We start from the raw sequence: 24,490 nt of genomic DNA on the forward strand, positions 1-24,490 counted from the left end.
ATTAACGCACCTTCAGCGTGGCCAGGCCAATCAGCACCAGCATTAGCGAAATAATCCAGAAGCGCACAATGACGCGCGGTTCCGGCCAGCCCTTAAGTTCATAGTGGTGATGGATCGGCGCCATGCGGAAAATACGCTGGCCGCGCAACTTAAACGATCCCACCTGCAGGATCACCGACAGCGTTTCAACCACAAACACGCCGCCCATGATCACCAGTAAAAATTCCTGACGCAGCAACACCGCAATGGTGCCCAGCGCGCCGCCCAGTGCCAGCGAACCCACGTCGCCCATAAAGACCTGAGCCGGATAGGTGTTGAACCACAGGAAGCCCAGCCCTGCCCCGACAATGGCGGTACAGACAATCACCAGCTCACCGGCGTGACGCAGATAGGGAATGTGCAGATATTCAGCAAACTTCACGTTACCGGTGGCCCAGGCAACCAGCGCAAAGCCCGCGGCGACAAAGACGGTTGGCATAATCGCCAGCCCATCCAGGCCATCGGTCAGATTGACCGCATTACCCGTTCCGACAATCACAAAGTAAGCCAGCAGCACATAAAACAGACCTAGCTGCGGCATGATGTCTTTGAAAAAGGGCACGACCAGTTGGGTCGCGGGGGTATCTTTGCCCGCCGCATAGAGCCCGAACGCGACGCCCAGCGAAATTACCGACATCCAGAAATATTTCCAGCGGGCGATCAGGCCTTTGGTGTCTTTGCGTACCACTTTGCGGTAGTCATCGACAAAGCCGATGATGCCAAAGCCGATTAACACGAACAGCACGCACCAGACATAGGGATTCGACGGATATGCCCACATCAGCACCGAAATGGTGATGGAGGTCAGAATCATGATGCCGCCCATGGTCGGCGTGCCGCGCTTACTGAAATGCGATTCCGGGCCATCGTTACGGACGACCTGGCCAATCTGTAATTTCTGCAGCCAGGCGATCAGGCGCGGCCCCATCCAGAGAGAGATGAATAACGCGGTCAGCAGGCTGACAATGGCGCGAAACGTCAGATAGGAAAAGACGTTAAATCCCGAATAAAAAGCGACCAGATGCTCGGCCAGCCAAACTAACATGTTCCTTTCTCCTTTAAGCTCTGTACTACCTGCTCCATGGCGGCACTACGTGAACCTTTTATCAGGACGGTAATTTCTGAGTGTTCGGACAACAATTGACGCAAACGTTCAGTCAGCGCAGTCTTATCGCTGAAATGTTCGCCAACTTCACTGCTTTCACTGATGAAATGGCTGAATTTTCCGGTGCTCAGCACGCGATCAATGCCTGCATCACGTGCCGCTTGCCCCACTTCGCGGTGACAACTTTCGGTCTCTTCACCCAGTTCCGCCATATCACCCGTGACCAGCACCCGGTAACCCGGCATCTCTGACAGGACCTGAACAGCTGCTGTCATCGAACCGACGTTAGCGTTGTAGCTGTCATCCAGCAGCAGCTGATGCGCAGAGAGGCGAACCGGGAACAAACGACCTGGCACCGACTGCAGGTTTTTCAGCCCCTGCTGAACGGCGCTAAGCGGTGCATCCACTGACAGAGCCAGTGCCGCCGCCGCCAGGGCGTTGGCTATGTTATGCCGACCCGGCAATGGCAGCACGATCTCAGCTTCGCCACGCGGCGTTATCATCACAAAATGGGTACCATCCTGAGCAATGCGGATATCACGGGCGGAGAATTCACACTCTGCCGCCTGCGGTGAGAAACGCCACACGGTTTTATCCTGCAGCGTGCTCTGCCAGTTGGGCCAGTCATTGCTCTCTGCGTTCAGAATCGCAATGCCGTGAGCCGGTAAGCCCTGGAAGATCTCGCCCTTGGCTTTAGCGACACCGGCCAGCGAACCAAAGCCTTCCAGATGCGCCGCGGCCAGGTTATTCACCAGCGCGCTTTCCGGTTGAACCAGATCGGTGGTGTAAGCGATTTCGCCCTGATGATTCGCACCGAGTTCAATGACCGCATACTGATGTTCTGCGGTCAGCCGCAGCAGCGTCATCGGTACGCCATAATCGTTGTTGAGATTGCCTGCGGTGTAGAGCGTTTCGCCACACTGACGCAGAATCGCCGCCGTCATCTCTTTAACCGAGGTTTTGCCGGAGGAGCCGGTCAGCGCCACTACACGGGCGTTCGACTGCTGACGAACCCATGCACCCAGCCTGCCAAAGGCGAGACGGGTATCTTCAACCACCACCTGTGGCACAGCGACAGGTAAATGCTTACTTACCAGTAGCGCCTGTGCGCCATTCGCAATGGCATCGCCGGCGAAGTCGTGCGCATCAAAGCGTTCGCCCACCAGTGCAACAAACAGGCTGCCCGCCGTCACTTTGCGGGTATCGGTGGTCACGTCACTCAGCGTTAAATCGCTGCCGTGCAGCGTGCCGCCGGTGATCTCCGCCAGGGTTTTTAATGAAACCGGAATCATGCAACGCCTCCCAGCAGTGCCGCAACGGTGGCACGATCGGAGTAGTCGAGACGGCGATTGCCAATGATCTGATAATCTTCATGGCCTTTGCCAGCCACCAGTACGATATCGTCGGGCTGCGCCTGCATAATGGTGTTAGTGACCGCCTGCGCACGACCAGAGACCACGCGGGCGCGGCCTGGGTCCAGCAAACCGGTCAGAATATCTTTTACAATCGCCTGCGGATCTTCGCTGCGCGGATTGTCATCCGTAATCACCACCACATCCGCATATTGCTCAGCAATCGCGCCCATTAACGGGCGTTTGCCTTTGTCACGGTCACCGCCGCAGCCAAACAGGCACCAGAGTTTTCCTTTGCAGTGCAGACGTGCCGCTTCCAGCGCTTTTTCCAGCGCATCCGGGGTGTGGGCATAATCCACGACAACCGTCGGTTTTCCTGCGGCGCTGAACACTTCCATACGTCCGTTGACCGGCTGCAACTGCGGTGCAACGCTGATTAGCGTCGCCAGCGGATAATCCAGTGACAGCAGCGTCGCCAGCGCCAGCATCAGATTGCTGACGTTGAAGGCACCCATCAGCGGACTGTCGATTTCGCCGTTGCCCCAGCTGGAGCTGAAACGAATATGTGCGCCGTTATCGTGGTAATCCACCGCATCGGCTTTAAGCCAGCGCCCGTGGCAGCCCGGCTGGAGGTTATCCTCCATGGTGACCGCAACGGCATCAGGTAAGCGCGCCAGCCAGCGACGACCGACTTCGTCATCCGCGTTAAGAATCGCCTGCCCGACCTGATGCTCAGAAAAGAGCAGCCATTTAGCTGACTCATAGCTCTGCATATCACCGTGGTAATCGAGGTGATCGCGACTGAGATTGGTGAAGACCGCCGCGGCAAACGGCAGCGCAGCGACGCGATGCTGAACCAGTCCGTGTGACGAGATTTCCATTGCGGTCAGGGTCGCCCCTTTTTCAGCCAGATCGTGCAGCAGATGCTGAACATCAACCGCTGAACCCGTGGTATTTTCTGCCGCCGCTAAATGACCTACCAGCCCATTACCGACGGTGCCCATCACCGCGCTGGTCTCACCCAGTAGCGTCGCCCACTGCGCCAGCAGCTGGGTGGTGGTGGTTTTACCGTTGGTGCCGGTGACGCCAATCAGCTTCTGTTTTTCGCCCGGCTGCTGATAAAAACGGCCTGCCAGGGCCGAAAGGCGCTGATGCAGCTGCGCCAGATAGATAACCGGTACGCCGTGCATTTCACGGATTTCGCCGTCGACCGCTTCACCCTCAGCTTCCGCCACCACAGCGGCAACGCCCTGCGCAATTGCCTGCGGAATGAAACGGCGTCCATCAACCTGATGGCCTGCAACAGCGACAAACAGATCGCCAGAAGCCGCAATGCGGCTATCCAGGGTCATGTCACGCAGTGGGCGCGCCGGCGCGCCTGGCACCCAAGGGCCGAGTAAATCGCGCAGGTTACGATCTGTCACTTGATTCCTCACTTCTGTTAGTCACCAGCTCATTCTTGTCATTGGTCGGTAACGCGTCCGGCTCGATGTTCATGGTACGCAGTACGCCACCCATGATGGCTCCAAATACCGGAGCGGAGACCGCACCGCCGTAATACTTGCCGGCCTGGGGATCGTTGATCACCACCACCAGCGCGAATCGGGGATGACTGGCAGGCGCGACGCCTGCGGTGTAGGCAATGTATTTATTGACGTAGCGTCCGTCCGGCCCGACCTTTTTCGCCGTACCGGTTTTTATCGCAATGCGATAACCCTTGATTGCCGCTTTGACGCCCCCGCCACCGGGCAGCGCCACGCTTTCCATCATGTGCATCACGGTTTTCACCAGTGACTCATCGAAAACGCGTTGTCCCGCGACGGGCGGATCCACTTTGGTGATCGACAGCGGGCGATTAATGCCATAGCTGCCAATCGTTGCGTAGACTCGCGCTAACTGTAACGGCGTTACCATTAGCCCGTAGCCGAAAGAGAAGGTGGCCCTCTCTATGTCAGACCACCGTTGTTTTTTAGGGTATAAGCCACTGCTTTCCCCGACCAGCCCCAAATTGGTCGGTTTGCCCAGTCCAAAGCGCGCGTAAGTTTCTACCAGCGCTGAGGAAGGCATCGCTAACGCCAGACGTGAAACACCGACGTTACTCGACTTCTGTAAAACCCCTGTCAGGGTCAATTCGTTGTAGCGCGCCACATCTTTGATCTCATGACCATTGACGCGGTACGGCACGGTATTCAGGACGCTGTTCTCTCTCACCACACCACGCTGCAACGCCGTCATCACCACCATCGGCTTCACGGTAGAGCCAGGTTCGAAAATGTCGGTGATGGCGCGGTTACGCATCAGATCTTTTGGCGTGTTGCCGAGATTGTTCGGGTTGTAAGCCGGGCTGTTGGCCATCGCCAGCACTTCACCGGTATTGACATCCACCAGCACCGCCGTACCCGATTCCGCTTTGTTAAAGGCAACGGCGTTATTCAGTTCACGGTAAACCAGCGCCTGTAACCGCTCATCAATGCTCAGCGTCAGGTTATGAGCGGCCCGGCTGTCCACCGAAGAGATATCCTCGATGACCCGACCGTACCGATCTTTGCGCACCGTCCGCTCGCCGGGTGCACCGGTCAGCCACTTATCAAAGCTCTTCTCGATGCCTTCAATGCCCTGCCCGTCGATGTTGGTAAAGCCAATGAGATGGGAGGTGACCTGCCCGGCAGGATAGTAACGGCGCGACTCTTCGCGCAGATGAATACCGGGAAGTTTGAGTTTTTTAACGTAGTCGCCGATAGCCGGATTGACCTGGCGCGCCAGATAGACAAAGCGGCCTTTGGGATTGGCATTCACGCGGGCGGCCAGCTGATCAAGGGGAATAGAGAGCGCATCGGAAAGCGCCTTCCAGCGGCTGTCCAGCGTCACGCCGCCACCGGCGTGCAGCTCTTTGGGATCGGCCCAGATAGCGTTGACCGGCACGCTGACTGCCAGCGGGCGTCCGGCGCGATCGCTGATCATACCGCGTGAGGTGGGCACCGCCTGAACACGCAGCGAGCGCAGATCGCCCTCTTTTACCAGCTTGCCAGGATTAATCACCTGCAGCCAGGCCACACGTGACAGCAATCCACCCAGCGCCAGTAAAATACAGCCGCACAGCAACGCAAAACGCCAGCTTACAAAGCTGGCTTTATCTTCCGGTTTCTTCAATTTCAGCGTTCTGCCTGTGCCGCTCATTCGCTATCTGAGGTCCTTATTTCTGCACCACGATATTTTCTTGTGAAGGATCAACGTGCTGCAGTTGCAGCTTCTCGGTGGCGATGCGTTCAACACGGCTGTGATCGCCCAGTGCATTCTCTTCCAGGATCAGGTTGCGCCACTCAATATCGAGTGCGTCACGCTCCAGCACCAGCTGTTCGCGCTGCGCGGTTAACAGCCGTGTTTTATGGGTGGTGGTCACCACCAGCACGGCAGAAACCACTACAGCGATCAGCAACAGCACCGGAATCTTGCCCTTTCGCAGCAGATCCCCGCCGATGACGGCAGGCAGACTGTGACGCTCATTACCGATCATGCGTCGGTTTTCTCCGCGATACGTAATACCGAGCTGCGCGCACGTGGGTTTTCAGAGACTTCAGCGTCACCCGGCGACATTTTGCCGAGCAACTTCAGTTCACGCCCACCCAGGGCACGCAGCTGATGTTCAGTCATAGGAATCCCAGGCGGCACCTGCGGCCCGCGACTCTGATCGCGCATAAAGCGCTTCACCAGCCGATCTTCCAGTGAATGGAAGCTGATAACAGAGAGACGACCCTGCGGAGCCAGCACTTCAACAGCGCCTTTCAGGGCAATATCGATCTCTTCCAGTTCGCTGTTAATCCAGATACGAATCGCCTGGAAGCTGCGCGTGGCCGGATGCTTAAACTTATCTTTTACCGGCATGGCGATTGAGATCACCTCAGCCAGTTCCCGGGTCCGGGTCATCGGCTGTTCGCGATTACGCTCGACAATGGCCCGGGCGATACGTTTGGCGAATCGCTCTTCACCGTAAGTCTTCAGGACAAACGCGATATCCGCCTCTTCCGCGTGCAGCAACCATTCTGCGGCGGAGTGCCCGCGCGACGGGTCCATTCGCATATCCAGCGGTCCGTCACGCATAAAGGAGAAGCCACGTTCGGCGTCATCCAGCTGCGGTGATGAAACCCCCAGGTCCAGCAAAATGCCGTCAATCTTTCCGACCAGATCCCGTTCAGAGACATACTCTGCCAGCGCGGAAAAAGGGCCATGAATAATTGAAAAACGCGGGTCGGTGATCTCTGCGGCAGCGGCGATAGCTTGCGGATCACGATCGATGGCGATCAGCTTTCCCTTCTCTCCCAGCTGCGAAAGAATCAGGCGTGAATGGCCACCACGACCAAAAGTGCCGTCGATGTAAATACCGTCTTCCCTGATATTGAGGCCGTTAACCGCCTCATCCAACAGCACGGTGGTATGTTTGAAATTTTCCTGCATAGCTATAGCGACAAGTCCTGCAACCGCTCAGATAAAGGCTCCTGAGCCGACTGTTCTGCGTCAATATCGTCCCTGACTTGTTGATACCAGGTCTGTTCATCCCACAGCTCAAATTTATTGAACTGTCCAACCAGCATCACTTCTTTGGTTAATTTTGCGTGCTGCCGAAGCGTATTCGCCAGCAGCAGGCGGCCTGCACTGTCCATCTGACATTCACTGGCATGCCCCAGCAGCAAACGCTGCACGCGGCGCTCAAGTGGATTCATACTGGAAAGGCGTGCCAGCTTTTTTTCAATGATTTCCCATTCGGGCAGGGTATAAAGCAACAGGCATGGCTGGTGGAGGTCGATGGTACAGACCATCTGCCCCTGAGACTCCCCAATCAGCAAATCGCGATATCGCGTAGGTACGGCGAGCCGCCCTTTGCTGTCGAGATTGACTAACGTTGCTCCGCGGAACATGCCAGTCTCTTCTCCTCATCACCCATTTACGCCACTTTATCCCACTTTTTACCACGAAACGAGTTTAAGGATCCCATGAAATCCTTGTCAAGCCGGAGCGGCAGGTGAATATCACTATTTACAGAGTGAAGAATTAATCTCTGGCGACGATATAAACGAATAAAAGGGGAAAGTAAAAATTAAGCCGATGAATACCTGAATAAAAAAAACGACCCGGGAAAAAACGACTAAAAATGAAACAATGTAAAGGGCTAAATATTAATCGTGGTTTCTGAGACAGCGGCGGCATTTTAGGGGATTTCCGAAAGGAAGCCCAGCGGCTTCAGGCCAGACGGGAAAGTAAGTTTGTTGAAGTTGTAAGCAGATAATAAAAATAACCCTTTCTGCTTTGTTAGATTTGATGAGCAGAATTTACGCTTTTTTACGTCGACCTGTTTATTTAATCAGTTAAATCGTTAAATAAAATGGGCGGGCAGCGTAATACTGCCCGTGACTCATTTAACTTTTCGGCTTAATTGTCCGCGACGGTATAAATTACGGCGAATGCGGGTTAACCCGGGTTTTGGTTTTCTGGGTTCATCCAGCGAGGCTAAAACTAATTCCAGCACGCGCTCTGCCACGTCGCGATGACGCTGACCCACCGCCAGCACCGGACACTCAAGAAAGTCCAGTAATTCGTGGTCGCCAAAGGTGGCGATGGCCAGCTCGGTCGGAAGCCGTCCGTCTCGTTTCAGCGTCACATCCATCACACCCTGCAGCAGACCAAATGAGGTGGTAAAAAGCGCCTCCGGCATCGGGTGATCTTCAAGGTATTGTTCAAACAGTGCCGCGGCGGCTGTGCGTTCGAAGCTATTGCAGTAGATGTAGTCAATCGGCCGGGGATCGTCTTTCCATGCATCGCGGAAACCCAGCTCGCGCAGGAAACTTACCGACAGCTCGGGTAACGCACCGAGGAACAGCACATTTTTGACCTCAAGCTGACGCAGTTCAGCCGCCAGCATATGGGCATCGTCCTGATCGGCACCCACTACGCTGGTGAAATGTTCACGATCCAGCGCGCGATCTAACGCAATAATCGGCAGGGGATCGTTGATCCAGCGCTGATAAAAGGGATGCTCTGGCGGTAACGAGGTAGAGACGATGATCGCATCGACCTGCCGCTGTAACAGATGCTCAATGCAGCGCATCTCGTTATCGGGCTGATCTTCAGAACAGGCGATCAGCAGCTGATAGCCGCGCTGACGGGCCTGCCGCTCAAGATAGTTCGCAATACGGGTATAACTGGTATTTTCCAGATCGGGGATCACTAACCCAATTGAGCGCGTACGCCCGGCGCGCAGCCCGGCAGCCACCGCATTGGGGTGATAATTATGCTCACGTACCACCGCCATGACTTTCTCAACGGTTTTGTCGCTGACACGATACTGCCGCGCTTTGCCATTGATCACATAACTGGCCGTGGTGCGCGACACGCCTGCCAAACGCGCAATTTCATCCAGTTTCACGATAACCCCACCATCAAATCCGCTTTTACGGCAGAAATAGCCGCAGTTAAGCTATGGATAACTCATGGCTATCATCTAACAGCAGAAAAGTGCGCGGAGCAACCGCTTTTCTGAATGTAACTCGCCTGGCGCATAAAAAATAAAAAAACCCGGCATTTCGCCGGGTTAGGTGAGGATTGATGATGACGCTGCGTGATTAACGCATGATACGATCGCCGCGTGAAACGCCGACGATACCGGAGCGTGCCACTTCAACAATTTCGGCAACATCGCGGACGGTACTCAGAAAGGCGTCCAGTTTGTCACTGGTGCCTGCCAGCTGAACCGTGTACAGCGTCGGCGTCACGTCGATGATCTGACCGCGGAAGATCTCGGCGTTACGCTTCACCTCTTCACGTCCGTAGCCGCTCGCCTGAATCTTCACCAGCATGATTTCGCGCTCAACATAGGCGCCCTGCCCCAGCTCGGTAACGCGCAGCACATCTACCAGCTTGTGCAGCTGCTTTTCAATCTGCTCCAGCACCTTCTGATCGCCCACCGTCTGAATGGTCATCCGCGACAGCGTAGGATCATCCGTTGGCGCCACGGTCAGGCTCTCAATGTTATAGCCGCGCTGCGAGAACAGGCCGACGACACGGGATAATGCGCCGGATTCGTTCTCCAGCAGAACTGATAAAATACGACGCATAATTATGTCCTCTCCGTTTTGCTCAACCACATCTCATCCATGCTGCCACCGCGAATCTGCATCGGGTAAACATGCTCGCTACCGTCAACGGTGACATCCACAAATACCAGACGTCCCTTCGCCAGGGTTTCCAGCGCCAGCGCCAGCTTCTCTTCCAGCTCAGCCGGGTGCTCAATCGCGATCCCGACGTGGCCGTAGGCTTCCGCCAGACGCACGAAGTCAGGCAGTGACTCCATATAAGACTGGGAGTGACGACCGGAGTAGATCATATCCTGCCACTGCTTCACCATGCCCAGCACCCGGTTATTCAGGTTCAGCACCAGCACCGGCAGATCGTACTGCAGCGCGGTGGAAAGCTCCTGAATGTTCATCTGGATACTGCCATCGCCCGTTACGCAGATGACTGTTTCATCCGGCAGCGCCATCTTCACGCCCAGCGCAGCAGGCAGGCCAAAGCCCATGGTGCCCAGACCACCGGAGTTGATCCAGCGACGCGGTTTGTCGAAAGGATAATAGAGCGCAGCAAACATCTGATGCTGGCCCACATCCGAGGTCACATACGCATCGCCTTTGGTCAGACGGCTGATAGTTTCAATCACTGCCTGCGGCTTGATTTTGTCGCTGGTGCGATCAAATTCCAGGCAGTGACGACTGCGCCAGCCCTCAATCTCCTGCCACCAGTCGTGCAGGCTCTCAGCGCGCTGGCTTTCGCTTTGCGCCAGTAACTCCAGCATCTGCTGCAGCACCTGCTTCGCATCACCGACAATCGGGATATCCGCCGCCACCGTCTTAGAGATAGAGGTCGGGTCGATATCGATATGCATCACCGTGGCGTTGGGACAATACTTCGCCAGGTTGTTGGTGGTGCGGTCATCAAAGCGCACACCAATACCAAAAATCAGGTCGGTATTGTGCATCGTCATGTTGGCTTCGTACGTGCCGTGCATACCGAGCATGCCAACGCACTGACGATGAGTGCCAGGGAACGCGCCCAGGCCCATCAGCGAGGTCGTCACCGGAATATTCAGGCTTTCGGCCAGCTTTAACAGTTCGGCTTCGCAGCCTGCGGTAATGGCACCACCACCAGCGTAGATCACCGGCTTCTTCGCGGCCAGCAACGTGGTCAGCGCACGCTTAATCTGACCTTTATGGCCCTGAATGGTCGGATTGTAGGAGCGCATGCTCACCGTATCCGGCCAGTGATAAGGCAACTTATTGGCCGGATTCAGAATATCTTTCGGCAGATCGATCACCACCGGCCCCGGACGTCCGGTGGAAGCCAGCCAGAACGCCTTTTTCAACACGGTTGGGATCTCTTCGGTACTTTTCACCAGGAAGCTGTGCTTCACTACCGGACGAGAGATGCCGACCATGTCGCACTCCTGAAAGGCGTCATAGCCAATCAGCGACGAGGGAACCTGACCCGAGAGGATCACCAGCGGAATCGAGTCCATATAAGCGGTGGCGATACCGGTAATCGCATTGGTTGCGCCGGGTCCGGAGGTGACGAGCACCACGCCGACTTCACCGGTGGCGCGCGCCAGGCCGTCAGCCATGTGCACCGCACCCTGCTCATGACGCACCAGAATGTGATCGATACCCCCGACGGTTTGCAGCGCATCATAGATATCCAACACTGCGCCACCCGGATAACCGAATACCTGCTTAACGCCCTGATCGATTAACGAACGGACGACCATTTCGGCTCCTGACAACATCTCCATCTTCTGCCTCCAGGCTTGCGGACCCGGCTCTGTTAATACGCCCGTTAACGCGTACCACATAGCCCCGGTGCCTGCTTTGCCAATCAAAATCTTATGTTTATGCATGACAGCGGAAACAACTGCCGCTGTCCGGTTACAGAGAAATCTGTTGAGTTTATTTTTCTGAGAGTAGGTCGATTACCATAACCGCAGTTAACCGGGCAGGCAAACCGCAAACCCACGTAAATTAAAAGGCAGGGGCGTAAAGGCTCTGCCCGATAAGAATTGGCTGCGCGGATTAAACTAATTACGCGGCAGAACCGCAGAGGAAAATGCTGATTAAGAAATTATTTTCAGCGTGATCTAAGAAATAACGAAAACTTATTACCCGGCTGCCCTGGCCCACAATCGCCTGACACTTTTCTTTTCTGGCGTAATTAACCAGTAAATCGCTGAGACGCATTCGATTATGCTAAAGAGCAGGTGATATATCCTGTATCCTCGTGAGACACCTTCCCGATAAAGTCTTTAATTTTCAACACAATAAAATCAAATACCCGCAGAATCAGTGCTCATTCCCGGGTCGATTGCCTCCGCAGCCACTACGGCGCTGTTCATTACGCTGCCTGACCGTTAAATAACAGAATATCTTCCTCTGGCACCACTAAGAATACCCCTGCATTGAAGGTTGACATCCCTGAGTGATTCCAGTACCAATATGTACAGCACAACATTTTATAAGGTTTGAATCCATGTTTCGTTCTGTTCGCCTTCTCGGTCTACTACTAAACGCATTCAGCTTGCGCGGTAGACTTGTGGGCGGAATCAAACACTGATTCAAACCTGCTGAAAGTTAAAAACCCGCGCCTGTCGCGGGTTTTTTTATGCTCGTTGCCAGGCCAGAAAAAGCATAAGGATGATTACGATGAGCCAGCAAGTCATTATTTTCGATACCACTCTGCGCGACGGTGAGCAGGCATTACAGGCCAGCCTGAGTGTGAAAGAAAAATTGCAGATTGCTTTAGCGCTGGAGCGCATGGGCGTGGATGTGATGGAAGTCGGTTTCCCGGTCTCCTCACCGGGCGACTTTGAGTCTGTGCAGACCATTGCGCGCACCATTAAAAACAGTCGGGTTTGCGGTCTGGCACGCTGTGTGGAAAAAGATATTGATGCGGCGTACGAATCACTGCGCGTTGCCGAAGCCTTCCGTATTCATACCTTTATCGCTACCTCACCGATGCACATCGCCACCAAACTGCGCAGCACGCTGCCAGAAGTGATTGAGCGTGCGGTGCATATGGTGAAACGTGCGCGTAATTATACCAGCGACGTTGAGTTCTCCTGCGAAGATGGCGGCCGTACCCCGATTGATGACCTGTGCCGGATGGTAGAAGCCACGATTAACGCCGGTGCCACCACCATCAACATCCCGGATACCGTTGGCTACACCCTGCCAGGCGAGTATGCCCACATCATCAGTGAGCTGATGAATCGTGTTCCTAACATCGATAAAGCGATTATCTCTGTTCACACTCACGATGACCTGGGTATGGCAACCGGCAACGCCCTGGCTGCCGTACAGGCGGGCGCGCGTCAGGTTGAAGGAACGATGAATGGCCTGGGTGAACGTGCCGGTAACTGTGCGCTGGAAGAGGTGATCATGGCGATTAAAACCCGCCAGCAGATCATGAACGTGCATACCAATATCAATCATCAGGAAATCTACCGTACCAGCCAGATGGTCAGCCAGATCTGCAACATGCCGATCCCGGCGAACAAGGCAGTGGTCGGCTCTAACGCCTTCGCTCACTCCTCGGGTATTCATCAGGATGGCGTGCTGAAGAACCGCGAGAACTATGAAATCCTGACGCCGGAATCGATCGGCTTACACAAAATCCAGCTGAACCTGACCTCACGTTCTGGCCGCGCGGCGGTAAAACATCGTATGGAAGAGATGGGCTATGCCGAGCAGGATTACAATCTGGATACGCTGTATGACGCCTTCCTGAAACTGGCCGATAAAAAAGGTCAGGTTTTCGATTACGACCTGGAAGCGCTGGCCTTCATCAACAAGCAGAATGAAGAGCCGGAACATTTCCAGCTGCACGAATTTAACGTCCAGACCGGTTCCAGCATCACCGCCACCGCCTCTGTCAATCTGGGCTGCGGCGATGTCGCTAAATCGGATGCAGCCACCGGTAATGGCCCGGTTGACGCGGTCTACCAGGCGATTAACCGTATCACCCAGTTCGACGCTGAGCTGGTTAACTACAAGCTGACCGCGAAAGGCCACGGCGAGAATGCGCTGGGTCAGGTCGATATCGTCGTGAGCTACAACGGCCGCAAGTTCCACGGCATTGGTCTGGCGACCGATATTGTGGAGTCCTCCGCCAAAGCGATGGTCAACGCTCTGAACAATATCTGGCGTGCCCGTCAGGTTGAACAAGAATTGCAGCGCAAATTTAAAGATCAGAAGGAAACCGTATAACCATGTCCAGCTCATCTCATATCGCAGTTTTACCCGGTGATGGTATCGGCCCGGAAGTGATGGCGCAGGCTATGAAAGTGCTGGATGCCATTCGTCAGCGCTTTGATATGCAGATCACCACCCAGGAGTATGCGGTCGGCGGCATTGCTATCGATCAGCATGGCGAACCCCTGCCACCCGCAACGGTTGCAGGCTGCGAGCAGGCCGACGCGATCCTGTTTGGTTCCGTTGGCGGCCCGAAGTGGGAGCACTTACCGCCGGCATCGCAGCCGGAGCGCGGTGCGCTGCTGCCGCTGCGCAAACATTTTAAGCTGTTCAGTAACCTGCGTCCGGCTGCACTCTACAGCGGACTGGAGGCGTTTTGCCCGCTGCGCGCCGACATTGCTGCCAAAGGCTTCGACATTCTGTGCGTGCGTGAACTGACCGGCGGCATCTACTTTGGTCAGCCGAAAGGACGTGAAGGCAGCGGCCCGGAAGAGCGTGCATTTGATACCGAGGTTTATCACCGTTTCGAAATTGAGCGCATCGCCCGCATCGCGTTTGAATCGGCGCGCAAACGCCGTAACAAAGTCACCTCGGTTGATAAAGCCAACGTGCTGCAGACCTCCGTGATGTGGCGTGAAATCGTCAACGAAGTGGCCAAAGAGTACCCGGACGTGCAGCTGAGCCACATCTATATCGACAACGCCACTATGCAGTTGATCAAAGACCCGTCGCAGTTTGACGTGCTGCTCTGCTCCAACCTGTTCGGTGACATTCTCTCTGATGAGTGCGCCATGATCACCGGCTCAATGGGGATGCTGCCTTCCGCCAGCCTGAATGAAGCGGGCTTTGGCCTGTTCGAACCCGCGGGTGGCTCGGCGCCAGATATCGCCGGTCAGAATATTGCCAACCCGGTCGCCCAGATCCTGTCGCTGTCGCTGCTGCTGCGTTACAGCCTGAATGCCGATGAGGCTGCCGACAGTATCGAACGCGCCATCAGCCGTGCGCTGGAACAGGGCTATCGCACCAAAGATTTAGCCGGTGATGGCCCAGCGGTCAGCACAGATGAGATGGGCGGCATCATTGCCCGCTTTATCGCCGAGGAAAAATAAAAAAATGAAAACCTTATACCAGAAGTTATTTGATGCACATGTCGTCCACGAAACGCCAGAAGAAACGCCGTTACTCTACATTGATCGCCATCTGATCCATGAGGTGACCTCGCCCCAGGCCTTTGATGGTCTGCGCGCGCACGGACGTAAAGTTCGTCAGCCGGGCAAAACCTTTGCCACCATGGATCACAACGTTTCTACGCAGACCAAAGATATCAATGCGTCGGGAGAGATGGCGCGTATTCAGATGCAGGAGCTGATGAAGAACTGCGCTGAGTTTGGCGTACAGCTGTATGACCTGAATCATCCGTTCCAGGGCATCGTCCACGTTATCGGTCCTGAGCAGGGCATGACGCTGCCGGGCATGACGATTGTGTGCGGCGACTCGCACACCGCCACGCACGGTGCGTTTGGCTCGCTGGCCTTTGGTATCGGCACCTCTGAAGTTGAACATGTGTTTGCTACCCAGACCCTGAAACAGGGTCGGGCAAAAACCATGAAGATTGAAGTGCTGGGCCAGGCGTCAACCGGCATTACGGCTAAAGATATCGTGCTGGCGATCATCGGCAAAACCGGCAGCGCAGGCGGAACCGGCTATGTGGTCGAATTCTGCGGTCCGGCGATTCAGGCGCTGAGCATGGAAGGTCGTATGACCCTGTGCAACATGGCGATTGAGATGGGTGCGAAAGCGGGCCTGGTGGCACCGGATGAGACCACCTTCAACTATCTGAAAGGTCGTCAGTTCTCGCCGCAGGGTGAGAAATGGGAGCAGGCCGTTGATTACTGGCGCACCCTGAAGTCTGACGAAGGCGCGAAATATGATGCGGTGGTAACGCTGCATGCTGAAGAGATTGCACCGCAGGTCACCTGGGGCACCAATCCGGGTCAGGTCATTGCCGTTGATCAGGTGATCCCGAATCCGGCCTCGTTCGCCGATCCGGTTGAGCGCGCCTCAGCCGAAAAAGCCCTGGCCTACATGAACCTGCAGCCAGGCATCAGACTGACCGATGTGGCGATTGATAAAGTGTTTATCGGCTCCTGCACCAACTCACGCATCGAAGATCTGCGTGCCGCCGCCGCCATCGCCAAAGGCCGCAAAGTGGCGCCTGGCGTGGTCGCCATGGTGGTGCCGGGTTCCGGCCCGGTGAAAGCGCAGGCCGAAGCGGAAGGTCTGGACAAAATCTTCCTGGAAGCGGGCTTTGAATGGCGTCTGCCAGGCTGCTCTATGTGTCTGGCGATGAACAATGACCGCCTGAATCCGGGTGAGCGTTGCGCGTCAACCAGCAACCGTAACTTTGAAGGCCGTCAGGGTCGTGGTGGACGTACCCATCTGGTCAGCCCGGCGATGGCCGCGGCGGCTGCCGTAACCGGCCACTTTGCCGACATCCGTGAACTGACGACAGGAGCTTAAGTCATGGCGAATAAATTTACTCAGCACACTGGCATTGTTGCGCCGCTGGATGCCGCGAACGTCGATACGGACGCAATCATTCCCAAGCAGTTTTTGCAGAAGGTCACCCGCACCGGTTTTGGACAGCATCTGTTCCACGACTGGCGCTTTGAAGATGACGCGGGCACCGTGCCAACGCCCGGCTTTGTGCTGAACAAGCCTGAGTTCAAAGGCACCAGCATCCTGCTGGCGCGTGAAAACTTTGGCTGCGGCTCTTCACGTGAGCATGCGCCCTGGGCACTGACCGATTTTGGTTTTCACGTGGTGATTGCGCCGAGCTTCGCGGATATCTTTTATGGCAACAGCTTCAACAACCAGCTGCTGCCGGTGAAGTTAAGCGAAGAGGAAGTGGATGAGCTGTTCAGACTGGTTGCGGACCAGCCCGGCATCAGCTTTACGGTAGACCTGGAGGCGCAGACGGTCACCGCTGGCGATAAAGTCTATTCGTTCGAGCTCGACAGCTTCCGCCGCCACTGCATGATTAACGGCCTGGACAGCATCGGTCTGACGCTGCAGCACGAAGCCTCCATTTCGCAGTATGAGCAGAATCAGCCCGCCTTCCTGCGCTGATTGAGTTAAAGCAGGGCGACATCGGGTCGCCCTGATGTTACTGACAACGTCTGCTCTGGCCCAGCTGTAAGACCGAGCCTGCGAAGGGAACACGGTCAGATCGGAAAGTCGCTTAAACCATCCCTGGCCGCTCGGCCCGCGCCGTCCCTGGCGCGGGACGCTTTCCTCCTCTGCCCGTGTTCCCTGCGTGTAAAGCTTGTCAGCTGCGGTCCGATTCACTCGGGTTTGGGTTTGTCAGCACTCTGAGGGCGACATCCGGTCGCCCTTCTTCTTTATACGTCGCGCACTCGTGCCGACATCACCAGCGCCACAATAGCCAGCCCGAATGCCAGCCAGTAAACCGCCTCATGTCCCAGTCGCTCACTCAGCGTGCCCTGAATAACACCAGCCAGAATCATGCCGGTCGAGATCGAGTTGGTGAACATGGTGGTCGCTGCACCAGGCCGTCCTGGCATCAGATCCTGAAACCACAGCATCCCTATGCCAGCAATAATCCCGACAAACACCGCGTTAAACAGCTGCAACACCATCAGCGACGTGCGGGAATTGAACAGCACCAGCCCCAGATAAAACAGTACGCCAGCCGCCACCGCGATCAGCATTAACCGGCGCTTGCCGATACGCCGCGCGTAATGTCCGGCCAGCAGCATCACCGGGATCTCCAGCCCCGCCGCCGTCCCCATCAGCAGACCGGCCAGCTTCTCGGGCAGGCCCAGCGTGGTGCTGATATAGAGCGGCATATCGATGATATACATAGTGTTGCAGGTCCACATCGCGACTGAGGCCAGGAACAGTAAACGCACATCGCGATCGCGCCAGCCACTTAGCGGCAGCCCGCCGCTTTGCATCAGGGGCTGCGAACGTGGCACCGACGGCACGGTGAACCAGACCAGCAGGATACAGATCAGAAACAGCGCGGCGGCCACCATAAATAGCGTCACAAAGCCGTAGTTCAGCGCCAGCGCGAAGGAGAGCGGCGGCCCAATCACCCACGCCAGCGACAGCTGTGCACGCATCACTGAACTGAACATCACCGCTTCACGCGCCGACTGATCGGCATATTCCCGCGCCAGCGCAAACAGCTGAGGCATTGAGACGCTGGCCAGCGCTGACAGCAGCACGCCCAGCGTCAGTAAGGTCAGATAGTGGCGGGTAAAGGCAAACAGTAGCGCATTGACCAGCGCCATCAGGCAGCAGAAGAGAATGATATGACGACGATCGCCGACGCTGTCAGAGCGCTTTGCCACCAGCATGCTCACCACGATACCGGCCACCGCATTGATGGTGAAAAACAGTCCGACCCAGAAGGGCCGCGCCTGCACCTCGCGCGTCAGAAACAGGCTGAGCGTCGGCGCCTGCAGCGCGCCCGCGATGCCCAGCATGAACGAGGCGACCATAAAAGCGAGGTAAACCGGATTGATGCGGCGCTGCCGCGTTAACAGCGATTTCATACCGAAATCCCTTACAGAACAAACAGAGGGGAAAAAAGAAGGGTAGACGATACCGCGCAACATGAAAAAAGCCAGCAGAGATCATCTGCTGGCGGTGTAAATGCACCCTACTCAGAAAAGCACTCCGCTGAACAGCGAAGTCAGGGTCGAACGCCATTCAGTGCTGAATGCCTCCCGCTCTTCCCATAACGCAAAGTTTGCTCTTAAAATAGGGCAAGAAAAACAGAGCGCTTTTCACCGGGAGTTCCTCTTTTATGTCCTCATCACGTCTGAAGCAGCAGTTCATTCGCCTGTGGCAGAGCTGTCAGGGGCAAACGCAGGAGATTACCCTTAGCGAACTGGCTGACCTGCTGCACTGCTCGCGCCGCCATATGCGCAATCTGCTCAACCGGATGCAGGCCGCGGGCTGGCTAATCTGGCAGGCGGAAGCCGGACGCGGCAAGCGTTCACAGCTTACCTTCTGCTATACCGGACTGGCTTTGCAGCAGCAACGTGCCGAGGATTTGCTGGAGCAGGATCGCATCGATCAGCTGGTCCAGCTGGTGGGCGATAAAAATCAGGTACGGCAGATGATCGCCGCGCATCTGGGCCGCAGTTTCCGTCAGGGCAAGCATATCCTGCGGGTGCTCTACTATCGTCCGCTGCTCAATCTGCTGCCCGGTTCGCCGCTGCGGCGCTCCGAAACCCACATTGCGCGACAGATTTTCAACGGCCTGACGCGGATAAATGAGGAAAACGGGGAAATCGAGCCCGATATTGCGCACCACTGGCAGCAGACTTCCCCGCTTCACTGGCGCTTTTTTCTGCGTCCGGCGATTCGCTTTCATCACGGCAGAGAACTGGAAATGGAGGATGTGCTGGCCACGCTTGAGCGTCAGCGCCCTCATCCGCTCTTTTCCCATATCGAGCAGATCGACTCGCCCGCGCCCTGGACGCTGGATATCCGCTTAAGCCAGCCCGATGAAGGGTTGCCCTGGCTGCTGGGCAGCGTCAGTGCGATGATCCTGCCGCGCGAATGGCCGACGCTGCACGATTTTGCCCGCCAGCCGGTTGGCACCGGTCCTTACCGGGTGATCCGCAATCAGGAGAGTCAGCTGAAGATCGAAGCGTTTGATGACTATTTTGGTTTTCGCGCCCTGATTGATGATGTCTCGATCTGGGTACTGCCCGACATCAGCGATGAGCTGGTCTATGCCGGTGTCCGTCTGCAGGGCGACGGAGCCGATGAGGTTCAGGAGGAGAGCCGCCTTGAAGAGGGCTGCTACTATCTGCTGTTCGACCAGCGTTCAGAACAGGGACGCAACGAGGCGGTCCGGCGCTGGGTCAGCTACCTGTTTAATCCTATCGCCCTGCTCAATCACGCCGGTGTCGGCTACCAGCGCTACTGGTTTCCGGCGTATGGCCTGCTGCCGCGCTGGCATCACCGGCGCGACCTGACGCCAGTGGAAAAACCGCCCGGCTTAACCCACCTGACGCTGACCTGGTACAGCCAGCACGTGGAGCATGAAGGCATCGCTAACGCGCTGCGTCCGCTATTGGCAGAACATGGCGTCACGCTGGAGACCCGCGAGATCAGCTACGAAAGCTGGTATCAGGGCGAAGCGGAAAGTGATATCTGGCTTGGCAGCGTGAACTTTACCCTGCCGCTGAATTATTCTCTGTTTGCGCAGCTTTATGAGATCCCGTTGCTGCATCACTGTCTGCCGATCGACTGGCACAGCGATGCGGCCCGCTGGCGCGAGAAAACGCTGCCGCTGGCCGAATGGAGTAAACAGTTAGTCGAAGAAGCGGGTCTTCATCCGCTGTTTCACCACTGGCTGTTGCTTGAAGGTCAGCGCAGCATGCGCGGCGTTCGGATGAATACGCTGGGCTGGTTTGATTTTAAATCCGCCTGGTTCGCGCCACCCGCGCTGTGAGGCTTTCGCCCCGGCGCTGAAATGACTAGAATGTGACGTTCTCAACGGGGTGCCGCCTGCCACCAGCAAGCAGCTGAGAGATACCCGTCGAACCTGATTCGGTTAATACCGACGTAGGGATTTGGGAGGCCTCTGTGCTCAGATCCTTTGCGACTCATCCCCTATTCTCCTGAAGGAGCGCAAAGTGTTAAACAAAGTTCTGCCGGTGCTGCTGTTACTCTCCGCCCCCGTTCTGGCGGCTAAGCCGGTTCTCACGGTCTACACCTACGACTCCTTCTCCGCTGACTGGGGCCCTGGCCCGGCGGTTAAAAAAGCCTTCGAGGCGCAGTGCAAATGCGAGCTGAAATTCGTCACGCTGGAAGATGGCGTGTCGCTGCTGAACCGCGTGCGCATGGAAGGGAAAAACAGCAAAGCCGATCTGGTACTGGGGCTGGATAACAATCTGGTACAGGCGGCGCAGAAAACCGGTCTGTTTGCCGAAAGTCAGGTCGATACCTCGACATTAAAACTGCCCGGCGGCTGGCACAACACCACCTTCGTGCCGTTTGATTATGGCTACTTCGCGTTTGTCTATGACAAAACCCGGCTGAAGAATCCGCCAAAAAGCCTGAAAGAGCTGGTCGACAGCCCGGAGAAGTGGCGGGTGATCTACGAAGATCCCCGAACCAGCACCCCCGGCTTAGGCCTGCTGTTGTGGATGCAGAAAGTCTATGGCGATCAGGCACCGCAGGCGTGGCAAAAGCTGGCGCAGAAAACCGTGACGGTGACCAAAGGCTGGAGTGAAGCCTATGGCCTGTTCCTCAAGGGCGAAGGCGATCTGGTGCTGAGCTACACCACCTCACCGGCTTACCACATCATCGAAGAGAAAAAAGAGAGCTATGCCGCCGCGCCGTTTGCAGAGGGCCACTATCTGCAGGTTGAAGTTGCCGCGCAGTTAGCCAGCAGCAAGCAGCCGGCGCTGGCACAGCAGTTTATGAAGTTTATGGTGTCACCCGACTTCCAGCGCACGATTCCCACCGGTAACTGGATGTACCCGGTAATCGACACGCCGCTGCCTGCCGGTTTTAGCGCGCTCACTGTGCCCGCCACCGCCCTGCAGTTCTCGCCGGAAGAGGTTGCCAGCCAGCGTTCAGGCTGGATCAGCCAGTGGCAACGCGCCGTCAGCCGCTGATGCCGCGCTGGCTTATCCCCGGTTCGCTCGCCACGCTGCTGTTAATCAGCGTGGCGCTGCTGGCCTTCGGTGCACTCTGGAGCGCCGCGCCAGAGAATGACTGGCGCAGCGTGCTGCAGGATGATTACCTGCATCACGTTATCGCCTTCTCTTTTGGTCAGGCGCTGCTCTCCGCGCTGTTGTCGCTGTTGCCAGCGGTGCCGCTGGCGCGCGCGCTCTATCGACGCCGTTTCCCTGGCCGTCAGCTGCTGCTGCGTCTGTGCGCCATGACCCTGGTGCTGCCGGTGCTGGTGGCGGTATTTGGTCTGCTCACCGTCTATGGTCGTGTCGGCTGGCTGGCGCAGCTGTGCCAGCTGGCAGGGATTGATTACCACTTCTCTCCCTACGGTCTGTCGGGCATTTTGCTGGCGCACGTCTTCTTTAACCTGCCGCTGGCGACCCGCCTGATGCTGCAGGCGCTGGAGAGCATTCCGGCGGAACAGCGTCAGCTGGCGGCACAGCTCGACCTGCGCGGCTGGCACCATTTTCGTCTGCTGGAGTGGCCCTGGCTGCGGCGTCAGCTGCTGCCGACCGGCGCGCTGATCTTCATGCTCTGTTTCGCCAGCTTTGCTACCGTGCTCTCACTGGGCGGCGGCCCGCAGGCGACGACCATCGAGCTGGCGATTTTCCAGGCGCTGAGTTATGACTACGATCCGGGGCGCGCTGCACTGCTGGCGCTGATCCAGCTTGGCTGCTGCGTGACGCTGGTGCTGCTCAGCCAGCGCTTCAGCAAGGCCATTCCCGCCGGAACCAGCCAGCTGAACGGCTGGCGCGATCCGCAGGATTCGCGCGGGGCGCAGCTGGTTGATGCGCTGCTGATCCTGCTGGCGCTGATCCTGCTGCTGCCCCCGCTGGCGGCGGTTATCATCGATGGTCTGCACGGCGGACTGCGCGGCGCGCTGGCGCAGCCTGCACTCTGGCAGGCGACGTTTACCTCACTGCGCATCGCCACCGGCGCCGGTCTGCTCTGTGTGGTGCTGACCATGATGCTGCTGTGGAGCAGCCGCGAGCTGCGCCTGCGTCAGCGCCCGGCGGCGGCAACCCTTATCGACACCAGCGGCATGCTGATTCTGGCGATGCCAGGCATCGTGCTCGCCACCGGCTTTTTCCTGTTGTTTAACGCCACTATTGGTCTGCCGGCGTCGGCGGACGGGCTGGTGATCTTCACCAATGCGCTGATCGCCATTCCCTATGCGCTGAAAGTGCTAGAGAACCCGATGCGTGACGTCGCGGAGCGTTACGGCAGACTCTGTGATTCGCTGGATATCCACGGCTGGAACCGGCTGCGGCTGATTGAACTGCGGGCGCTGAAACGTCCGCTGGCTCAGGCGCTGGCCTTTGCCTGCGTGCTGTCGATCGGTGATTTTGGCGTGGTGGCGCTGTTTGGTACTGCCGATTTCCGCACCCTGCCGTTCTACCTTTATCAACAGATCGGTGCCTATCGCGGTGCTGACGGTGCAGTGACCGCGCTGCTGCTGCTGCTGCTCTGTTTGCTGCTGTTCACCCTGATGGAAAAATTACCAGGCCGCCATGCTGACACTGAATAACCTCACGTACCTTTATCAGCATCTGCCGATGCGCTTTAGTCTCAACGCCACCCGCGGCGAGCGCATCGCGATCCTCGGCCCCAGCGGGGCCGGTAAAAGCACCCTGCTGAGCCTGATTGCCGGTTTCCTGCCGGTGAAACAGGGCACCCTGATGATTGACGGCCAGGAGCACACCCACAGCGTGCCGGCCAGACGGCCCGTGTCGATGCTGTTTCAGGAGAACAACCTGTTTCCGCACCTCAGCGTGCAGCAGAACATGGCGCTGGGATTGCACCCCGGACTGAAGCTGAGCGCCGGGCAGCGCCAGCAGCTTGCAGCGCTGGCCGATCAGGTGGGATTAGGCGATCTGCTGACGCGGCTGCCGGGCGAGCTGTCAGGCGGACAGCGACAGCGCGTGGCGCTGGCACGCTGTCTGCTGCGTGACCGTCCGGTGCTGCTGCTGGATGAGCCTTTTTCTGCGCTGGATCCCGCGCTGCGTGGAGAGATGCTGCAACTGGTGCGTTCGGTGTGTGAAGCGCGCAGCATCACGCTGCTGATGGTGTCGCACAGTCTGGAAGATGCCCAGCAGATTGCGCCGCGCAGCGTGGTGATTGTGGATGGCCGGGTTTACTGGGATGGCGAGACCCGACAGTTACTGTCGGGCGACACGCGGGAGGCCGACGTGCTCGGCATCCCGCGTCGTTAAGCGATTCAGGCGAAGAAAACCTGCCACAGCAGATGACGGAAAATGGGCATCATCGGATGGAACTGAATGCCGACGAAAGCCGCGACGGCAATCACCAGCCCCAGCGGCCCAGCCCAGCGCAGGCGCTCAGGCGGCAGCCAGGCCGATGCCCAGTCGCGACTCTTGCCGCTGCGCCACCAGCGCCAGCATAACCAGACACCCAGCCAGATCAGCAGTGCTGCGCCGAGTAACAGCCATTTAAAGCTGCCGCCCTGCGCGGCTTTGGGCACATCGATCGCCACACCCGCCAGAATACCGGGCAGCAGATAGAGCGGCGGCCAGAGAATGCAGCCGATAATGTTTGGCGGCAGGAATTTACGCACCGGCAGCTCCAGCATACCGGCCGCCAGCGGGATCAGCGGACGCGTGGGGCCAACAAAGCGTCCGACCAGAATCGTAAACATGCTGTGCTGATGCAGGGCGTGCTCGGTTTTATCCAGCAGGCCTTTATACTTTTGCAGATACTTCCAGCGATGCAGCGGCCCCTGAAATTTCCAGCCGATGCCGTAGGAAACCCAGTCACCAATCAGGCAGCCCGCAAAGCCCGCCGCCCAGGCCGGGTAAAGGCCAAGTTCGCCACTGCCGACCAGCGCGCCCAGACTGGCCATCATCACCGTACCTGGCAGCAACAGCCCGACCAGCGCCAGCGACTCCAGAAACGTCACCAGCGCAACGGCAAACAGCGCCCACTCCAGGGACTGCGTAATCAGTTGTTGAATCCAGGCTTCCATAATC

At 57.1% G+C, this 24,490-nt stretch carries 21 protein-coding genes and 1 riboswitch; of the genes, 9 read left to right on the forward strand and 12 right to left on the reverse strand.

Annotated features, from left to right (window positions below; translation table 11 throughout):
• Position 1: 1 nt before the first annotated feature.
• From mraY to ilvI, 10 genes are all read right to left on the reverse strand, one after another.
• Positions 2–1,084: a phospho-N-acetylmuramoyl-pentapeptide-transferase gene (gene mraY, locus HFD87_RS13740; protein WP_003854755.1), complete on the reverse strand. Its 1,083-nt coding sequence runs from the start codon at positions 1,082–1,084 to the stop codon at positions 2–4.
• Positions 1,078–2,436, reverse strand: a complete 1,359-nt coding sequence (murF, locus tag HFD87_RS13745) for a UDP-N-acetylmuramoyl-tripeptide--D-alanyl-D-alanine ligase (RefSeq protein ID WP_167423563.1) — start codon at positions 2,434–2,436, stop codon at positions 1,078–1,080. The genes mraY and murF overlap by 7 nt, the downstream gene beginning before the upstream one ends.
• A complete protein-coding gene (murE, locus tag HFD87_RS13750) occupies positions 2,433–3,920 on the reverse strand; it encodes a UDP-N-acetylmuramoyl-L-alanyl-D-glutamate--2,6-diaminopimelate ligase (RefSeq protein ID WP_010253868.1) in 1,488 nt (495 codons plus the stop codon). Before murE ends, murF begins: the two co-directional genes overlap by 4 nt.
• Positions 3,907–5,673: a peptidoglycan glycosyltransferase FtsI gene (locus HFD87_RS13755; RefSeq protein ID WP_010671821.1), complete on the reverse strand. Its 1,767-nt coding sequence runs from the start codon at positions 5,671–5,673 to the stop codon at positions 3,907–3,909. Before HFD87_RS13755 ends, murE begins: the two co-directional genes overlap by 14 nt.
• A 16-nt stretch (positions 5,674–5,689) precedes the next feature.
• Positions 5,690–6,010 carry a cell division protein FtsL gene (ftsL, locus tag HFD87_RS13760; RefSeq protein ID WP_003854764.1) on the reverse strand — a complete coding sequence of 107 codons (321 nt, stop codon included), beginning with the start codon at positions 6,008–6,010 and terminating at the stop codon, positions 5,690–5,692.
• Complete coding sequence (rsmH, locus tag HFD87_RS13765; protein WP_010253859.1) at positions 6,007–6,948, reverse strand: 16S rRNA (cytosine(1402)-N(4))-methyltransferase RsmH; 942 nt, start codon at positions 6,946–6,948, stop codon at positions 6,007–6,009. The genes ftsL and rsmH overlap by 4 nt, the downstream gene beginning before the upstream one ends.
• Before the next feature lie 2 nt (positions 6,949–6,950).
• Positions 6,951–7,409 (reverse strand): division/cell wall cluster transcriptional repressor MraZ, encoded by a 459-nt coding sequence (gene mraZ, locus HFD87_RS13770; RefSeq protein ID WP_111139399.1) that lies wholly within the window; start codon positions 7,407–7,409, stop codon positions 6,951–6,953.
• Between the two features lie 494 nt (positions 7,410–7,903).
• Positions 7,904–8,914, reverse strand: a complete 1,011-nt coding sequence (gene cra / locus HFD87_RS13775) for a catabolite repressor/activator (RefSeq protein ID WP_010253851.1) — start codon at positions 8,912–8,914, stop codon at positions 7,904–7,906.
• Positions 8,915–9,110: 196 nt separating this feature from the next.
• On the reverse strand, positions 9,111–9,602 hold the full coding sequence (gene ilvN / locus HFD87_RS13780; RefSeq protein WP_003854770.1) for an acetolactate synthase small subunit: 492 nt from the start codon (positions 9,600–9,602) through the stop codon (positions 9,111–9,113).
• A gap of 2 nt (positions 9,603–9,604) precedes the next feature.
• Positions 9,605–11,326 (reverse strand): acetolactate synthase 3 large subunit, encoded by a 1,722-nt coding sequence (ilvI, locus tag HFD87_RS13785; protein WP_010671820.1) that lies wholly within the window; start codon positions 11,324–11,326, stop codon positions 9,605–9,607.
• A gap of 731 nt (positions 11,327–12,057) precedes the next feature.
• Between ilvI and leuL the strand changes: the two genes are divergently transcribed.
• From leuL to leuD, 5 genes are all read left to right on the forward strand, one after another.
• Positions 12,058–12,141 carry a leu operon leader peptide gene (leuL, locus tag HFD87_RS23175; RefSeq protein WP_167423602.1) on the forward strand — a complete coding sequence of 28 codons (84 nt, stop codon included), beginning with the start codon at positions 12,058–12,060 and terminating at the stop codon, positions 12,139–12,141.
• A gap of 89 nt (positions 12,142–12,230) precedes the next feature.
• Positions 12,231–13,793 (forward strand): 2-isopropylmalate synthase, encoded by a 1,563-nt coding sequence (leuA, locus tag HFD87_RS13795; RefSeq protein ID WP_031594411.1) that lies wholly within the window; start codon positions 12,231–12,233, stop codon positions 13,791–13,793.
• 2 nt (positions 13,794–13,795) lie between these two features.
• Positions 13,796–14,887, forward strand: coding sequence for a 3-isopropylmalate dehydrogenase (gene leuB, locus HFD87_RS13800; RefSeq protein ID WP_132499959.1), 1,092 nt, complete (start codon positions 13,796–13,798; stop codon positions 14,885–14,887).
• A 4-nt stretch (positions 14,888–14,891) separates the two neighbouring features.
• Positions 14,892–16,298: a 3-isopropylmalate dehydratase large subunit gene (gene leuC, locus HFD87_RS13805; protein ID WP_022625402.1), complete on the forward strand. Its 1,407-nt coding sequence runs from the start codon at positions 14,892–14,894 to the stop codon at positions 16,296–16,298.
• A gap of 3 nt (positions 16,299–16,301) precedes the next feature.
• On the forward strand, positions 16,302–16,907 hold the full coding sequence (leuD, locus tag HFD87_RS13810) for a 3-isopropylmalate dehydratase small subunit (RefSeq protein ID WP_010253835.1): 606 nt from the start codon (positions 16,302–16,304) through the stop codon (positions 16,905–16,907).
• Between the two features lie 272 nt (positions 16,908–17,179).
• Here the strand turns inward: leuD and HFD87_RS13815 are convergent, their stop codons facing one another.
• Positions 17,180–18,358, reverse strand: a complete 1,179-nt coding sequence (locus HFD87_RS13815) for an MFS transporter (protein WP_010253833.1) — start codon at positions 18,356–18,358, stop codon at positions 17,180–17,182.
• Positions 18,359–18,612: 254 nt separating this feature from the next.
• On the opposite strand from HFD87_RS13815, the gene sgrR reads away from it, so the two are divergent.
• The 4 genes from sgrR (at position 18,613) to thiQ (ending at position 23,716) form a co-directional block, all read left to right on the forward strand.
• Positions 18,613–20,274, forward strand: coding sequence for an HTH-type transcriptional regulator SgrR (sgrR, locus tag HFD87_RS13820; protein WP_010671817.1), 1,662 nt, complete (start codon positions 18,613–18,615; stop codon positions 20,272–20,274).
• A gap of 35 nt (positions 20,275–20,309) precedes the next feature.
• Positions 20,310–20,412: riboswitch (TPP riboswitch) on the forward strand.
• A gap of 46 nt (positions 20,413–20,458) precedes the next feature.
• Positions 20,459–21,445 (forward strand): thiamine ABC transporter substrate binding subunit, encoded by a 987-nt coding sequence (thiB, locus tag HFD87_RS13825; RefSeq protein WP_089414576.1) that lies wholly within the window; start codon positions 20,459–20,461, stop codon positions 21,443–21,445.
• Positions 21,421–23,031, forward strand: a complete 1,611-nt coding sequence (thiP, locus tag HFD87_RS13830; protein WP_033787387.1) for a thiamine/thiamine pyrophosphate ABC transporter permease ThiP — start codon at positions 21,421–21,423, stop codon at positions 23,029–23,031. Before thiB ends, thiP begins: the two co-directional genes overlap by 25 nt.
• Positions 23,015–23,716, forward strand: coding sequence for a thiamine ABC transporter ATP-binding protein ThiQ (gene thiQ, locus HFD87_RS13835; protein WP_031594583.1), 702 nt, complete (start codon positions 23,015–23,017; stop codon positions 23,714–23,716). The genes thiP and thiQ overlap by 17 nt, the downstream gene beginning before the upstream one ends.
• A gap of 5 nt (positions 23,717–23,721) precedes the next feature.
• Here thiQ and HFD87_RS13840 read toward each other — a convergent pair whose 3' ends face one another.
• A complete protein-coding gene (locus HFD87_RS13840; RefSeq protein WP_010253821.1) occupies positions 23,722–24,486 on the reverse strand; it encodes a DedA family protein in 765 nt (254 codons plus the stop codon).
• Positions 24,487–24,490 lie beyond the last annotated feature (4 nt).

The sequence above is a fragment of the Pantoea sp. EKM21T genome (assembly GCF_011800405.1).
In the GTDB taxonomy this organism is placed as follows: Bacteria; Pseudomonadota; Gammaproteobacteria; order Enterobacterales; family Enterobacteriaceae; genus Pantoea; species Pantoea agglomerans.